The sequence below is a fragment of the Nocardia sp. genome (genome assembly GCF_025465275.1).
Lineage (GTDB): Bacteria > Actinomycetota > Actinomycetes > Mycobacteriales > Mycobacteriaceae > Nocardia.
Genome location: NZ_JAODNK010000022.1, coordinates 51,147 through 65,911, shown reverse-complemented (window position 1 = coordinate 65,911; position 14,765 = coordinate 51,147). Strand labels below are relative to the sequence as shown.

General features: G+C 67.0%; 11 protein-coding genes and 2 pseudogenes. 3 read left to right on the top strand and 10 right to left on the bottom strand.

What is annotated here, in order from left to right:
- Positions 1–195 precede the first annotated feature (195 nt).
- Positions 196–1,129 (bottom strand): annotated as a pseudogene (locus JWN03_RS05220) (LysR family transcriptional regulator).
- A gap of 112 nt (positions 1,130–1,241) precedes the next feature.
- Here JWN03_RS05220 and fdxA point away from each other — a divergent pair.
- Positions 1,242–1,588 (top strand): annotated as a pseudogene (gene fdxA / locus JWN03_RS05215) (ferredoxin).
- 10 nt (positions 1,589–1,598) lie between these two features.
- Here the strand turns inward: fdxA and JWN03_RS05210 are convergent.
- Complete coding sequence (locus JWN03_RS05210; RefSeq protein WP_297610491.1) at positions 1,599–2,243, bottom strand: TetR/AcrR family transcriptional regulator; 645 nt, start codon at positions 2,241–2,243, stop codon at positions 1,599–1,601.
- 154 nt (positions 2,244–2,397) lie between these two features.
- Between JWN03_RS05210 and JWN03_RS05205 the strand changes: the two genes are divergently transcribed.
- Complete coding sequence (locus tag JWN03_RS05205) at positions 2,398–3,066, top strand: SRPBCC family protein (protein WP_297610488.1); 669 nt, start codon at positions 2,398–2,400, stop codon at positions 3,064–3,066.
- A 121-nt stretch (positions 3,067–3,187) separates the two neighbouring features.
- Here JWN03_RS05205 and JWN03_RS05200 read toward each other — a convergent pair whose 3' ends face one another.
- Both JWN03_RS05200 and JWN03_RS05195 read right to left on the bottom strand, forming a co-directional pair.
- The gene (locus tag JWN03_RS05200) at positions 3,188–5,419 is read right to left on the bottom strand and encodes a bifunctional SulP family inorganic anion transporter/carbonic anhydrase (protein ID WP_297610485.1); all 2,232 of its coding nucleotides are present in this window, start codon (positions 5,417–5,419) and stop codon (positions 3,188–3,190) included.
- Positions 5,420–5,630: 211 nt separating this feature from the next.
- Entirely contained in the window at positions 5,631–7,859 is a 2,229-nt protein-coding gene (locus tag JWN03_RS05195) for a SulP family inorganic anion transporter (RefSeq protein WP_297610482.1), read from the bottom strand.
- A gap of 256 nt (positions 7,860–8,115) precedes the next feature.
- Between JWN03_RS05195 and JWN03_RS05190 the strand changes: the two genes are divergently transcribed.
- The gene (locus tag JWN03_RS05190) at positions 8,116–8,577 is read left to right on the top strand and encodes a GNAT family N-acetyltransferase (RefSeq protein WP_297610479.1); all 462 of its coding nucleotides are present in this window, start codon (positions 8,116–8,118) and stop codon (positions 8,575–8,577) included.
- Positions 8,578–8,584: 7 nt separating this feature from the next.
- Here the strand turns inward: JWN03_RS05190 and JWN03_RS05185 are convergent, their stop codons facing one another.
- From JWN03_RS05185 to JWN03_RS05160, 6 genes are read right to left on the bottom strand one after another with little or no spacing between them, the layout of a single operon-like run.
- Positions 8,585–9,703 (bottom strand): amidohydrolase family protein, encoded by a 1,119-nt coding sequence (locus JWN03_RS05185; protein WP_297610476.1) that lies wholly within the window; start codon positions 9,701–9,703, stop codon positions 8,585–8,587.
- Positions 9,700–10,563 (bottom strand): orotidine 5'-phosphate decarboxylase / HUMPS family protein, encoded by an 864-nt coding sequence (locus tag JWN03_RS05180; protein WP_297610474.1) that lies wholly within the window; start codon positions 10,561–10,563, stop codon positions 9,700–9,702. Before JWN03_RS05180 ends, JWN03_RS05185 begins: the two co-directional genes overlap by 4 nt.
- Positions 10,548–11,678 carry a hypothetical protein gene (locus JWN03_RS05175; RefSeq protein ID WP_297610471.1) on the bottom strand — a complete coding sequence of 377 codons (1,131 nt, stop codon included), beginning with the start codon at positions 11,676–11,678 and terminating at the stop codon, positions 10,548–10,550. Before JWN03_RS05175 ends, JWN03_RS05180 begins: the two co-directional genes overlap by 16 nt.
- Positions 11,675–12,550, bottom strand: a complete 876-nt coding sequence (locus JWN03_RS05170) for an iron-sulfur cluster-binding protein (protein WP_297610468.1) — start codon at positions 12,548–12,550, stop codon at positions 11,675–11,677. The genes JWN03_RS05175 and JWN03_RS05170 overlap by 4 nt, the downstream gene beginning before the upstream one ends.
- Positions 12,547–13,776, bottom strand: a complete 1,230-nt coding sequence (locus JWN03_RS05165; RefSeq protein ID WP_297610466.1) for an MFS transporter — start codon at positions 13,774–13,776, stop codon at positions 12,547–12,549. Before JWN03_RS05165 ends, JWN03_RS05170 begins: the two co-directional genes overlap by 4 nt.
- 33 nt (positions 13,777–13,809) lie before the next feature.
- On the bottom strand, positions 13,810–14,733 hold the full coding sequence (locus JWN03_RS05160; RefSeq protein WP_297610463.1) for a dihydroorotate dehydrogenase: 924 nt from the start codon (positions 14,731–14,733) through the stop codon (positions 13,810–13,812).
- Positions 14,734–14,765 lie beyond the last annotated feature (32 nt).

Here is a 14,765-nt window from a genome sequence, read left to right as displayed (position 1 = left end):
CCAGATACCAGCCGGAATTGTCGAGTATCGGTTTCTCGGTCTCAAAGCTGGAGGGGAAGAACGAGGAACCGTCGACACCGGAGGGGGTCTGAATGAATTTCACCCCGCTGAACCGGTTCGCGAGAATGAACCCAAGCGTGCTCGCCCGCAGTGCCGCGACGGGCACGCTTGGCCTGTTTCAGAAGCTCGATGAGATCATCTGGGCCGGTTTGTCCGTGCCGCTTCTATGCGGGCAGCAAGCTCGACCAAGTCCTCGGCGGGGCCGCTGGGCGGCGTCCGACGGTCCCAGATGGCGCGGAACTTTCTGGTGAGGGTGATCGAGTCGGCCAAGGGCACCTCGTGGAGAGTACCGGCACGGAGCTCATGCGCCACGATCAGCCGGCTGACCACCGCGGGTGCGGTACCGCTGCGGGCGGTAGTGAGAATCGCTGCGGCCGAGCCGAATTCGGCTGCCGGTCGAGCCGGCACGCCGTGAATCTCGAGCGCTTCCCAGACTGTGTCCCGGGTTCCGGAGCCCTTCTCCCCGCCACAGCAGCGGGGTGTCGGCAAGTTCACGTGGGGTCACCGGACGGCGGCGGGTCGCCCAGGGGTGGGTCGGCCCGACAACCACAACGAGCTCATCGGCGACAAGCACCCGGCTACCCAATCCCGCTGGCGGATGGGGACCTTCGACAAAACCGAGTTCGGTCTCGCGGTCGCGCACCGCTACGGTCACCTGCCGGGAGTTCGCCACATCCAGCTCCACCGCCAGTTCCGGGTGAATCTTCCGCAATGCGTTCAACCAATGCGGAATGCGATGGTCTGCAATGGTTGTCGAGGCCAGAATGCGCAGACTCGGGCGCGCGACGCGATGCAGGGCCGCGACTCCTTCCGCCAGCGCCAGCGCGGCCGCCAGCACGGGGCGACCGAGTTCGACCACGGTGTGCCCGGCGTCGGTCAACGCCGACCCGGTGGGCCCCCGATCCACCAGCCGCAGGTGCAATCGCCGCTCCAGGGCTTTGATCCGCATGCCGGCGGCGGGCTGGCTGATGCCGTGCCGTCGCGCGGCCGCGCCGAGGCTGCCCAGTTCCGCCACAGAGACGAGCAGATCCAGCACCTCCAGATCGGGCGTCCCCGGCGGCAAGGTCATCAGGACACCTTATGAGGTGATGGGCATTCGGCCACTACCCGCCCGCGCGAGCGAGCACCAGGATCGTAGACATCCCCGAGTCGCGGGGTCGGGTACGCCAGAGGAGAACACCATGACCTTCGTGATCGGCGCCGCGTGCGTTGACTACTCGATCGGGCCTGCATCGAGGAGTGCCCGATGGACTGCATCTTCATCGGCAACCGGATGGCCTACATCCAGCCCGACGAATGCATCGACTGCGGTGCCTGCGAACCCGTATGCCCGGTCGAGGCAATCTATTACGAAGATGACATGCCCCCGGGACAAGAACAGTTCGTCATCGAGAACGCCCGCTTCTTCGCCGAGCCACTACCCGGACGGACAACCCCACTCGGACACCCCGGCAGCCCGACCAGGCTTGGTGCGCTGGGAGTCGATACAACCTACATGCAGAACTACCAGCCGCCACCCCACCGATGACCGGCCCTTCTCAGTGCGGGAGAAGGGTTTCGAGTTCGGCGGCGAAGAGGAGGGCGGGGTCGAATTCCATTCCGGCGAAGTGGCCCGCTAGTTCGAGGGAGAGGACGCCGTGGAGGCGGGTCCAGAAGGATAGGGCTTGGTGGAGGGTTCGGGGTGGTACGGGATGGCCTGCGGCCCAGCCTGAATGGGTTTCGAGGTGGGTGTCGAAGGGGGTTGCGGGGGTGGGGGAAGGCTGGGCGGCGAAGGCTTCGATCAGGACCGACATGATTTCTGAGGAGATCGCCGTGGTGTCGTCGGGGGCCTGGTAGCCGGGGGTTGGGGTGCCGTAGATGAGGAAGTAGCGCTGTGGGTCGTGCAGGGCCCAGTCCCGGACGGCGTAGGCGAGTACGGATATGTCGGCGCCAGCGTCGAACTTCGCCCGGAGGGTGTCGGCGAGGCTGCGGTAGGCGTCGCGGATGAGCTCGGTGATCAGGTCGTCACGGCTGGCGAAGTACGAGTACAGGGCGGGGCCGCTCATGCCTACGAGTTTGGCAATTGCGTTGAGCGACAACGCTGATACGCCTGCGGTGGCGATCTGCTCCCAGGCGTGCTGCTTGACTTCCTCGCGCACTTGGGCGCGATAGCGCTCCCGCGAACCCGTCCGGCTTGGTGTCATCGTCAACCGCCTCTGCTCAGACTCTCAGAACTGATGACTTAGAGGCTATCAGCATCTCTATCTTCACTCAGATTTTTGATTGACACCCAATCCGTTCGCTTATAACCTCTAAGTAAATCGAGTGTCACTGGTTGGAACTGAACGAGGAGCGATCATGTCTCACCCGCACATCCGCCGCCGGTCCGGTGCCCGCACTGCCCTGTTCCTGATCCCGCTGGCGGCCGCGGTCACGCTGACCACCACCGCGTGCGGCACCGACAGCAAAGATTCCGCCGGCAGCGAGCCGAGCCACACCACGGCGAACGCCGCCCCCGCCGCGCTGACCTGCGGCGGATCCGGTATCGACAGCAAGGCCCCGATCCACTACCGGACCGAGGCCTTGATCAAGGCGCCGCTGAGCACCATCTGGAATCTGCAAACGGATGTCGAACACTGGCCGTCGTGGCAGCAGCCGGTCGAAAGCAATAAGCGCCTGGACCAGGGACCGTTGCAGCCGGGCTCGCAGTTCCGGTGGACAACTCCGGTGCCCGCCACCGCCACGACCCCGGCCACCACCCTCGTCATCACCTCCACCGTCCAGAACATGCAGCCCGACAGCTGCATTCGCTGGAGCGGACCCGCGATCGGCGGCGGACTGAACATCGACAATGGCGTTCACGTCTGGAACTTCACCGAGGTCGACGGCGGCGTCCTGGTGCGCACCGAAGAGAACTGGAGTGGGGCGCAGGTCGAGGCCGACGTCCCCACCTCCACCGCATTCCTCGGGGCGGGCCTCGAAGCCTGGCTGAAGGACCTGAAGGCAGCAGCGGAAGCGCATGCCTGAACCCCTCACGCCCAGACCTTGAATAGCGCACCATCACAACGGCATTCGCCCCCAGGCACCAAATCCGCAACGAGCCCCCGGCCACTGTGGCCGGGGGCTCGTTGCGATCAGGGTGAAGCGGTCAGTGAGTCACTGCTGCCAGGGCCGATAGGTCAGGCTCCGATATCTCGGACAGATCATCTGCGGTTATCTGGAGCACTCTGGCGGTCCCGATGTCGAAGAACAGCCCGGAGACCGCGATCTCGCGCTGCTGCATGGTTCTTCGGATGACCGGGTGCGCGCGCAGGGTTTCCAGCTGGACTGCGACATTGACCATTGCCAGCTGGTCGGCGGGGTCGAAGCCCGCCGCGGCGGCGGCCGTGCCCACCGGGTGGCCCCGGTGCCAGCGGTCCACGCTGGCATCGGCATTGGCCAGCCAGTCACCCAGTCCGGGGCCGGCGGGAACTCCCCCCAGCAGGGCCTTCATCGCCCCGCACCCCGAATGTCCGCACACCACAACCTGATCCACCTGCAACTCCTCCAGAGCGAAGGACAGCGCCGCCTCGATGGAGTTGTCACGACCGTCCCGGGGAATCAGATTGCCGACATTGCGGACGGTGAACAGGTCGCCGGGTCCGGTGTTGGTGATCAGGTTGGGGACGATGCGGGAATCCGCGCACGTCACGAAGAGGGAGTGCGGATTCTGCCCGTCACGCAGTTCGTCCATGTGCGGACGCACCACGTGCGCATTACGACGGTGATAGGCGGCCACACCGGTGGTGATGGGATTGCCGTCCTCCCGCCACGGGCGCAGCACCCCGTCCAGCAGCCCGCGGGCCTGACCGCGCACCGGCGGTCCGGTCAGGGCATCGGCCATCGGAGCCGACCCCAGTTCCACGAATTCGACTCGGCCGCCATGGGATTCGTGCTGCGCGGCCCAATCGTGAATGGCCTCGTACGCCGCGTGATCCAGGAAGTCGACACTCAGCTCGACCAGTGCGTGCGCGCCCGCAGGCACCTTGGCCAGCTCAGCGGACAGCTTCGGCAGCGCCAGGAAGGTGCAGGTGCCGTCGATGCTGATCAGCCAGCGGTCCGTACCCGTCACCGGAGTCGCCGACACCGAAACCCGGACCACACGCCAGAGCAGCAGCGCGAAGGCCAGCAGCAGGCCGATGAGCACGCCCTCCAGCAGGTTCAAGAACACCACGGCCACCACGGTGACGAGGTAGATCATCAGGTCGCCGGTGCGATGGGCGAGCCGGATATGCGCCAGCTTCACCAATTGGATGCCGACCACGATGAGCAGTCCGGCCAGCGCCGATTTGGGAATCTGCTGCACCACCGAGACCAGCGCCACCGAGAACACCAGGATCCAAATGCCGTGCAGGAAGGCCGAAGCACGCGTGCGGCCACCCGCCTGCACATTGGTGGCGCTGCGCACGATCACGCCGGTGACCGGCAGGCCGCCGAGCAGACCGGAGGTCACATTGGCAGCACCCTGCGCCATCAATTCCTTGTCGAAATTGGTGCGCGGGCCGGTATGCATCTTGTCGACGGCGACCGCCGACAGCAGGCTTTCGACGCTGGCGATCAACGCGATCGTCAATACCGCAAGGGCCACCGCACCCCAGCCACCGGACGGGATCTCCGGCAGGCCGATGGCATCGAAGAGCGAGCCGCTCAACACGATTCGTTCCACATTGCCGGGCAGTATCAGCGACAGCCCCGTGCCGATGGCGACCGCAACCAACGGTCCGGGCAGCACCCGCAGGCGTCCGGGCGCGTACTTCCACCCCAGCATGATGGCAATGACGACGGCGCCGATGAAGAAGTCGTCGCCGTGCAGCGAGAGCAACTCGTCCGGCATCTCGGTCAGGTTCTTCCAGGCGCTGCTGCGCGATGACCCTCCGAGCAGCACATGCAGCTGCTGCAGCGCGATGGTGATACCGATACCGGCGAGCATGGCATGCACCACCACAGGTGCGATGGCCAGTGCGGCGCGGGCAATGCGGCTGAGGCCGAACATGATCTGCAGCAGACCGGCTGCGGCGGTAATGAAACAGGCGGTGCGCCAGCCGAATTGGTTGATGGTCTCCGCGACCACCACGGTCAGTCCCGCGGCCGGCCCGCTGACCTGCAGCGGGGAGCCGCCGAGCAGTCCGACCACCACGCCACCGACCACAGCGGCGATCAGGCCGGCCGCAATGGGCGCGCCGGAGGCGACCGCAATGCCGAGAGATAGCGGCAGTGCAACAAGAAATACGACTATGGAAGCGGGCAAATCATGGCGCAGCAGGGTGACAGACCAGCGGTCCGCACCGCTGCGGAGCGGCGCGTCGTTACCGCCTGGTGGTGAATCGGTGTCGGTGGACATCTCGGCTCCTTCTCCGGATCGGATTGACCCGGAAGCGTCGAATATGTTCTGTGGGCATCGAATTGCTGCTGTGGACAGCGTTGGCCACAGACTCACCGGACGAGCTTCGCCAAGGTTAGAAGTAAAGACTTAGTAAACCCTGAGAAAAGCGAGGCCATAATGTAAAACGGGCGTGAATCCTTACGGATTCACGCCCGAAAAGCGACCTACGTCACACGGGTAGCACCGTGCTGACAGTTTGCAGCCGACTGCCCATATCCCCGATTTCGGCAATGCCGTCCACCGTGACCTCGATGACGCGCGCGGTCGCGATATCGAAGAAGAGGCCCGACAGCACCACTCCCCGCTCGACCACGCCCCGGCGCACCACCGGATGCGCGTACAGAGTCTCCAGCTGCACAGCCACATTCACCATGCCCAGCTGATCGACCGGACCGAATCCCGCGGCCGCGGCGGCCAGCGCCACCGGATGACCGAGCCGGTACAGATCCAGACTGGGCCGGGCATTGGCCAGCCAGCCGTCGAGTTCGGATCCGGTCACCAATTCCGAATGCAATGCCGCCATCGCGCCGCAGCCGGAGTGCCCGCACACCACCACCGACCGCACATCGAGCTTGTCGAGGGCATAGATGAGCGCGGCCTCCATCGAGAAGTCCTGGCGGTCGGCCGGAACCAGATTGCCGATATTCCGAATCGTGAACAGATCACCCGGACCGCTGTTGGTGATCACATTCGGCACGATCCGGGAGTCGGCGCAGGTGATGAACAGTGAATCCGGTTCCTGCCCGTCGCGCAGCACATCGAGGTGCGGGCGCACCACGTGCGCGTGACTGCGGTGGTACGCCGCCACTCCCGCCACGATCGGATCCACATCGCCGCCGGAGCGCCGCCACGGCGCCAGCGCCTCGTTGAGCATGAGCCGCGAGTCACCACGCGCCGGCGGGCCGTCGGTCGCGCCGTCCATGCGCACGGAGCCCATTTCCACGAGTTCGACGGTGCCGCCCCCAGCGCGATGCTCGGCCACCCATTCCTGAATGGCGTCGTAGGCCGCGTGGTCGAGGAAGTCCACGGTCATTTCGATGGCCACGTCCGCACCGGTCGGCACCGTCGCGAGCTCGGCCGCGAGTTTCGGCAGCGCGAGGAAGGTGAAGGTGCCGTCGACGGTGACCCGCCAGCGATTCTGCTGCACGGCTTCGGCGTGTACCGAGACCCGCACCACCCGCCACAGCAGCAGCGCGAAGGCCAGCGCGAGGCCGACGAGCATGCCCAGCAACAGATTCCAGAACACCACCACGATGATGGTCGCCGCGTAGACGATCAGATCACCGGTGCGCTGGGCGCGGCGGACGTGGGCGAGTTTGATCAGTTGAATGCCGACCACGATGAGCAGTCCGGCGAGCGCGGCCTTCGGAATCTGCCGCACCACACCGACCAGCGCCACCGAGAACAGCAGCACCCACAACCCGCACAGCATGGTCGACGCCTTGGTGCGCGCCCCCGCCTTCACATTGGTGATGCTGCGGACGATGACCGCCGCGACCGGCAGGCCGCCGATCAGTCCGGACACCACGTTCGCGGCGCCCTGGCCGATCAGTTCTCGATCCAAATCGGTACGGCGCGAAGAGTTCTGCCGTATCCGGTCGACCGCCACGGCCGATAGTAGAGTCTCCACGCTCGCGATGAGCGCGATGGTCACCGCCATGAGTGCGACCGTTGCCCAACTGCCGTGCGGCAATTCGGGCAGGCGCAGTTCATCCAGCAGCGAGCCATTGAGCACGATGTGCTCGACCCGGACCGGAAGCACCAGCGCCAGCAGCGTCGCCGCGACCACCGCGACCAGCGGGCCGGGCACCGCGCGCACCGAGGCGGGCAGGCGTTTCCAGGCGACCAGAATGACGATCACCAGCAGGCCGACGGCGAAATCGCCGCCGTGTACCGAGCGCAGCTCCTGCGGCAGGCCGACCAGGCTGTCCCACGAGGAGCTCAGCGAGTCGCCGCCGAGCAGTACGTGCACCTGCTGCAGTGCGATGACTATGCCGATCCCGGCGAGCATGGCGTGCACCACGACCGGCGCGATGGCCAGTGCGCCGCGCGCTATTCGGCTGAGCCCGAACACTATTTGCAGCAGGCCGGCTGCGACGGTGATGAAACAGGTGGCGGCCCAGCCGAATTGATTGATCGATTCGGCGACGACCACGGTGAGACTGGCGGTGGGACCACTGACCTGCAGTGTCGAACCGCCGACTAGTCCGGCTACCACCGCCCCTACGACCGCGGCTATCAGACCGGCGGCCACCGGGGCTCCGGCGGCGACGGCAATACCGATGGACAGCGGCAACGAGACCAGGAATACCACTAGCGAAGCCGGTAGATCGTGGCGTACCAACTCGGCGAGGCCTGGAAGCGACGTCCGGGGAGGCTGTTCGGTGTCGGTGGACATATTTCTCCTTCGCCGGCACGGCGGAAGCCGCCCGGTTCATCGGTCAACATGTACTGGCATCGAGAGCGAGCTGCGGGCGAGGCTGTAGACAGCACGACGCGCTATGCAGAACGCGGTAATCGTAAAGACTATGCAAAGGATCCGGAAAGAGTTTGCGGCGATTACGGAGAACCGCTACCAAACTGTGACCTGCGCCACTCTCGCGAGCGGCCCCGATATCGCACCTATAGGCGTTCGGCTGCTTCAGAATCCAGTGGTGCAGGCTCCCACGGTTCGCCCGATCGCCGACGACGACCTCACCGCTGTCGCCGAACTTCGATGGCATTGGGGATCGGAGAAGCAGTCGGTACCGGCCGTCGGCCATGACGAATTCGTCCGGCAGTTCACCGGGTGGGCGCGGCAGCACCGGGCGTCCCACCGGGGTCTGGTGCTCGTCCACGACAATGTACTGATCGGCATGGCATGGCTGGCGGTCGTGCCGCGCATGCCGAGCGTACGGATGGTGCACCGGGCATCGGGAGACGTGCAGTGCGTCTACGTGACGCCCGGCCACCGGAACCGCGGGTTCGGCGGCCGGCTGCTCGACGCTGTCCTGCGGCTTGCCGAGGAGCTCGAATTGGAGCGCGTCACAGTGCATTCCAGCCGCCGGGCCGTCACGCTGTACGGCCGCTACGGATTTGCGGCCTCAGCACGACTGCTCGAAGTCGATACGGCGTGAGCGGCCGTCACCCGGCACGCAATATCAGTCCCGCACTCTCGGAGAAATAGGAGCGGCGCACCGGTTCCGGAAGGTGCGCGAGCGTGCGCTCGGCAATCGGGTACGTCTGCTGACCGCCCTCCGAATGCGGGAAATCGGTCGAGAACGAGTACAGCGGAAAGAGTTCCTCGTCGGCCAGATAGTCCGCGACCGCCTCCCAGTGGAAGGGACTGACCCGCAGCTGACGCAGCAGCACCTCGCTCGGCAGGCAGGTCAGTCGAACGTCGCTGTAGGACCCGAACTCCCGGACCCGGGCATCGAGCATGCGAACGAACGGCGCCACCCAGTCGGCGCCGAGCTCGAGCACCGCGAATCGCAGGTCCGGAAACCGCTCCAGCACGCCACCGAGCACCAGACTGGACAGCAGGATCTGGGGGCCGTACTGCATGGTGATCAGCTTGAAGAGATCCACCGTCTCGACGTCGATCTTGTCGCGAACGCCCTCGGCCCGATCGGTGAAGCCGAGATCCGCCGGCGGCTTCCATCGAGAATCGACGAAACCGCTCTCCGAGCCGGCGTGCAGGATCACCGCCAGACCGGACTCGGACAGGGTGCGCCACAATGGTTCCCACGCCGGATCGGCCGGTGACCGCCCGCCCGGCGGCTCGACACATGGCAGCAGCACCGCGCGCAGACCCGCCTCGGCCGCGCGCACCGCCTCCGCGACCGCGGACTCCGGATCCCGCATGGTCAGGATGCCGGCGCCGTACAGCCGCTCCGGATAGGGCCGCTGCCAGTCGGCGATGAAATCGTTGTAGCGTCGTACCAGACCGGTCGCCGCGGGCTCGTCGCCGCGCCACGCGGCGAGCGCCACCCGTACCCGCGGCAGCACCAATTGCCTGCCGACGCCCATGGCGTCCAGTACGGACACCCGATCCGCGGCCACCGCCGCACCCGGTGCGCGCGAACCCTTCACCTGCCAGACCGTCGCCGGATCGACTTGCGGAGCCGCCGTGGGCACCTCGTCCGCCGGGCGGCTCACGGCCGCCGCGGCACCGGGCAGAACGCTGGCGGCGTGTCCGAACACGGCGACCATCTCCTCCGCACCCATTTGCAGGTGAGAATCCAGATCGAACAGAACCGTCATATCCCGATACCTTCTCTGATTTCGGCGCCGGTGTGATTTCGGCGCCGCCTTGCGACCCTCGGAATCGAGGAAGCCATCCACTCGGCCTGCTCGGCCAGGAACTCGCGCATCCGAGCGGGATCGGCCAGCAGCCGGCTGCCGATGCTGAACAGCACCCGATCGGTGGCCGCGCCCCGGGCACCGAGCAGTTCGGCGCAATCGACACCGGGCCGCCCCCAACCCGGTAGCACGACAAGGCGATCCGTCGACTCGATCAGGCACGCGGCGAGCTGCGGCGACCCACCGAGCACACATCCGACCCCGTCGTGGTCGGGCAACGATCGCACGACCGCCTCCGCCACCGGTACGCCCTCGCTCACCGCCCGCTGTACCAGCTCGGCGCCCGGATTGGACGTCATGGCGATCACCAGCAGCAGACCACCATGCACCGCCAATTCCTCTGCTGCACGGTCGATCTCGCCCAGACCGAGATACGGCAGCAGCGTCAATCCGTCGGCCCCATAGGCGCTATAGGGGCCGGTATAGGTGGCGATCAGCGAGGTCAGCACCGGGGCGTGGTCCGCACGTTTGAAATCCAGGAGTACACCGATCTCCGCCGCGCGGATCAGGGCGATCGCCTCCTGGCAGGCGGACCAGCCCTCCGGGCCGAACCGTTCGAAGGCGGCCGGCTGAATCTTGATCAGCGGCACCAGATCCCGGGCGGCCGCCACCACTCGTCCGGTCAGAGTGAGGGCGCCGAGCGGAGTATCGGGCAACCCGCAGTGCAGCAGCGCGGAGCGATTCGGCTCCAGTATCAGGGCAATCGGCGGGCGTCCGTTCGAAAGCCACTCGCGCAAACGGGTATTCAGTGCTTCAGGCACGTCGGCACCATTCCTTCCGCAGGCACTGATCGCTGCTTTTCCAGACCCCACAGTCGATGCAGCGGCAGACCGAGAATCTCGGCCAGGAGGGCGATCCCGGCAGCGGAGGCGAGCGGGCCGTCGATCACCGCCAGCTGATCCGGATGCGCCAGACCGGCATTCACCAGGCATTCGGCGGCCGCTACGAGATCCGCGGACTCGCCCCGCGCACGGGCCACCGCATGGGCTCCCCCGGCCAGCACCCAGGTCAGGGTGCCCGGATCGAATCCGAGACGGGGCTGCGACCGGACCCCGCCCCAGAAACTGAGCACCGTGGGCACCGGCCCGGCCGTTCCATTGGCCCGGCGCAGCACGCTGATCTCGAGCTCGGCGCCCGCCGCGGAAACGCACATCAGACCCAGCCGCCGAATGCGGGGCAGCGGGCCGATCCGATCCGGGCGATACCAGTCCCGCACCACCGGGTGCCGGGGCGAGGACAGATCCACCTCCAGCACCGAACCGGGGCGCGTGGGCTCGGCGTACCCGATCCACAGCCTGCGCTGCCCCTCGGCGGTGCCCGTCATACCGGAGACCGTCCCCACTCCGGGAAGCGGAACCGCCTGCACCGCACCGGAATCCGAATCCACGACCACTACCTCTGAGCGCCCGTTCCGCCATCGCGCGACGGCCACCATGCCGTCGAGCGGAACCAGGTGCCGCACCACGGCTTCCGGGTCGGCGGCGAGCACGGTCCGCAGCCCGGAGCCACACGATGCGATCACGGGCCGCCGCAGCTCCGGCTTCGGCGCGCCGGTGATCCGGCCGGTGGCTATGTCCAGCAGCAGGACGGCGGCCCGATTGCGGTTGAGCCGGAATGTGATTCGCCTACCGTCCGGGGAGACGCTCCAGTCGGTGATCCACACCGGATGCGGCGAATTCCACCGGGCCGGATCGATCAGGCGGGCCGTACCGGACGGATGGCACATCCACAGGGACGGGTGCCGCTCCCCGCTCCCCCGTTCGGTATAGAACAGGCGATCACCCCGGGCGATCGGCGGGCTGCGCCGGGGCAGCCCGCCGAGCCGGGCGATCCAGCGCTCCAGCACATCACGGTCGGGGGACTGCACGGCGGTCACTCACCCTCGTGCCAGCGGAAAACAGGACCGTCCTTGCACACCAGTGGAGCCTCTTCTGTGGAGGTCCGGCGGCCGGACGAGCAGCCGTGACAGTAACCCAGGCCGCACGCCATCCGCGCTTCCAGGGATACCTGCAGATCGGCGTTCCAGCGCAGGGCCAGTTCCGCGCAGAGCGCGGTCAATCGCTCCGAGCCGCAGGTGAAGATCTGCTCGGGCGGCTGCCGGTCCAGCTTGTCGATCAGCGCCTCGGCGAGCCGGATCGGCGCGCTCGAGCCGTCGGCGTCGACCACCTCGACAAGGTCGCCGATCCCGTACCGGGACAAGACATCCTGACCGGTCAGCGCGGCCGGAGACCGGGCGCTGAGCACGGCGGTGACGTGCACGCCACGCCGGGCGGCCGCACCCGCGAGCGCGGTCAGCGAACAGATGCCGATGCCCCGGCCCACCAGCAGGATCGACCGCGTGGCCGGGTCCAGTGCGAACCCGCGGCCGAGCGGGCCGACGACGGTCATCCGGTCGTCGGTGGCGAACCCGGTCATGAGCAGCGAGCCCGCCCCCACCACACCGTAGAGCACATCGATCCATCCGGCGTGCGAGTCCCAGTCGTACAACGCCATCGGGCGCGGCAGCACCGGGGACCCGGCCGGAGACCCGGCAACGGTCAGCATGACGAACTGACCGGGCGACGCCGCCGCGGCGACCTCCGGCGCGTAGAGCCGCAAGCGCCAGTAGCGATCACCACGATGGCTGTTGGCCACGACCTCGGCGTCCACCACCCGCGCACCGGAGGTCCCCGCAGCCTCCCCGGGGAGCGGAGTCAGCCGTCCCGCCGGCCCTTCCCCGGCGGGCGGCAACATCAGATCCGGCATCATACGAGCGCCACCCCTCGGCGCTCGGGAATCAGGAACACCGTAGTCACCAGTGCCACAAGGTAAATGCACCCGAGGAATCCGATGGTGGAGTTGAACGTGTAGTGCGCGATGAGCAGGCCGATCAGCCACGGGCCGAAACCGCCGACCCCGCGCCCGATATTGAACAGCACATTCTCGGCCGTCGCCCGGGCCTCGGTCGGAAACAGTTCCGCCAGCAGCGCGCCGTAGCCGCCCAGCATTCCGTTGACGAAGAATCCCATGATCGCACCGCCGATCAGCAGCGCACCGGACGAGGTGAGCTGGCTGTACGCGACCACCGAGATCGCCGCACCGAGCTGGAAGCCGCACAGCGCGGGCCGGCGGCCGAAACGATCCGCGATCCACCCGAACACCACAATGCCCACCGCCATGCCGAGCACCGTGACCGAGGTCCAGGTCGCGGTCTTGGTCAGCCCGTAGTGCAGGTGCTTGGCCAGGTAGCTGGGCAGCCAGGTCATCAGGCCGAAGTAGCCGAAGTTCTGCACCGAGGTCAGCACGATCAGCCCCAGGCTGATCTTCACAGTCGCTCTGTCGCGCCATAATTCGCTGATCGGCACCGATTTGTGCGTGGCCGCCGTGAACATCGCCGGCTCGCCGATCTTCCGGCGGAACAGGTAGGCGATGACGGCCGGCAGCACACCCAGCGCGAACAGACCGCGCCAGCCCAGGTGCGGCAGCAGCCACAGACCCGACAGCGAAGCGAGCAGCACACCGAACTGCCAGCCGAGCGCGACATACGAGGTGGCGCGCGCACGCTTTGCGGCAGGCCAGGTTTCGGCGGCGAGGGTCATCCCGATACCGAACTCCCCGCCCAGGCCGACACCGGCGAGGAAGCGCAGGATCACCATCTGCGTGTAGTCCTGAGCCAGTGCGCACAGGCCGGTGAAGACGGCGAACAGCAGAATCGTCCAGGTCAGTACCCGGACCCGGCCGATCCGGTCGCTCAGCATGCCGAACAGGATTCCGCCGACAACCGCGCCGAACAGGGTGTAGCTGGCCAGCGAACCCGCCTGGCCGGTGGTCAGTTTCAGCGATGCCGTGATCGAGACCAGTGCCACGCTCAGCAGCAGCATGTCGAAGCCGTCCACCGCGTAGCCGACGATGGAGGCCCAGAGCATTTTCATGGGGTGGTCGGCCGGGGCCGGTGTTTCCTGGATCGAACTTTCGCCCAGGGCTGGCTCGGTCATGTCTATCTCCTGCGTAATCTGTGCTGCCGCCACCTAATTGAGGCGCAGCGCTCCGGTGAGAGTGCGAATCGAATCGACGGACTGGGCTCGCGCCACGTCCCGCAGACCGTCGAGGATGGTGAGCATGGCGTCGGGGCGGGCGAAACTCGCGGTGCCGACCTGCACGGCGGTCGCACCGGCAAGCAGGAACTCCGCCGCATCCGCGGCCGTGGATACGCCGCCGCACCCGATCACGGGGACCGAGACGTGCCGCGCGGTCTCCCAGACCAGCCGCAGCGCAAGCGGTTTGATGGCGGGCCCGGATAGGCCGCCCACATTGTTGCCGAGCACCGGTCGCCGGGTCAGGTGATCGACGGCCATGGCGGTGAAGGTGTTCGCCACGGTGACCGCCGCCGCACCGCCTGCTTCGGCGGCCCGGGCGAGGGTTCCGATGGCGCTGACATTCGGGGTCAGTTTGACGATCACCGGCCGCTCGGTCCGCGCCACCACACCGCGGGTCACCTGCTCGATGAGGTGCGGGTCGACGCCGATCTCCAGGCCGCCGGCCTCCAGATTGGGGCATGACACATTGACCTCGACGGCGGCGAATTCCGCTCCGGCCAGCTCGTCCATCACCTCGAAGTACTCCTGGACCGACAGCCCGCCCACGCTGACGATCACCGGCACCCCGAACGCCTGATACCGCGGCAGCACCTCACCACGGAACCGCGCGACACCCGGACTGGGGATGCCGACGGAGTTCAGCATGCCGTGCGGCGTCTCCGCCAGCCGGTGCGCCGGATTCCCCGAGCGGATGCCGGCGAAGATCGTCTTGGTGACAACCGCGCCGAGCCGGTCCGCCGCCGTGATCGCACCCAGTTCCGGGCCGAAACATCCGGAGGCGGGCATGACCGGATTGGCCAGCGACAGCTCACCGATTCGGACCCGCATATCGACCGGTGATTCGATTACAGTCACGGAAATACCTGCTCATCTTTCCGCCGGGTAGA

Coding starts and splice junctions, on each gene's coding strand:
- JWN03_RS05210 (WP_297610491.1), bottom strand. CDS start 2,243: ATGACACCAAGCCGGACGGGTTCGCGGGAGCGCTATCGCGCCCAAGTG.
- JWN03_RS05185 (WP_297610476.1), bottom strand. CDS start 9,703: ATGACGGTTCTGTTCGATCTGGATTCTCACCTGCAAATGGGTGCGGAG.
- JWN03_RS05195 (WP_297610482.1), bottom strand. CDS start 7,859: ATGTCCACCGACACCGAACAGCCTCCCCGGACGTCGCTTCCAGGCCTC.
- JWN03_RS05205 (WP_297610488.1), top strand. CDS start 2,398: ATGTCTCACCCGCACATCCGCCGCCGGTCCGGTGCCCGCACTGCCCTG.
- JWN03_RS05170 (WP_297610468.1), bottom strand. CDS start 12,550: ATGATGCCGGATCTGATGTTGCCGCCCGCCGGGGAAGGGCCGGCGGGA.
- JWN03_RS05200 (WP_297610485.1), bottom strand. CDS start 5,419: ATGTCCACCGACACCGATTCACCACCAGGCGGTAACGACGCGCCGCTC.
- JWN03_RS05165 (WP_297610466.1), bottom strand. CDS start 13,776: ATGACCGAGCCAGCCCTGGGCGAAAGTTCGATCCAGGAAACACCGGCC.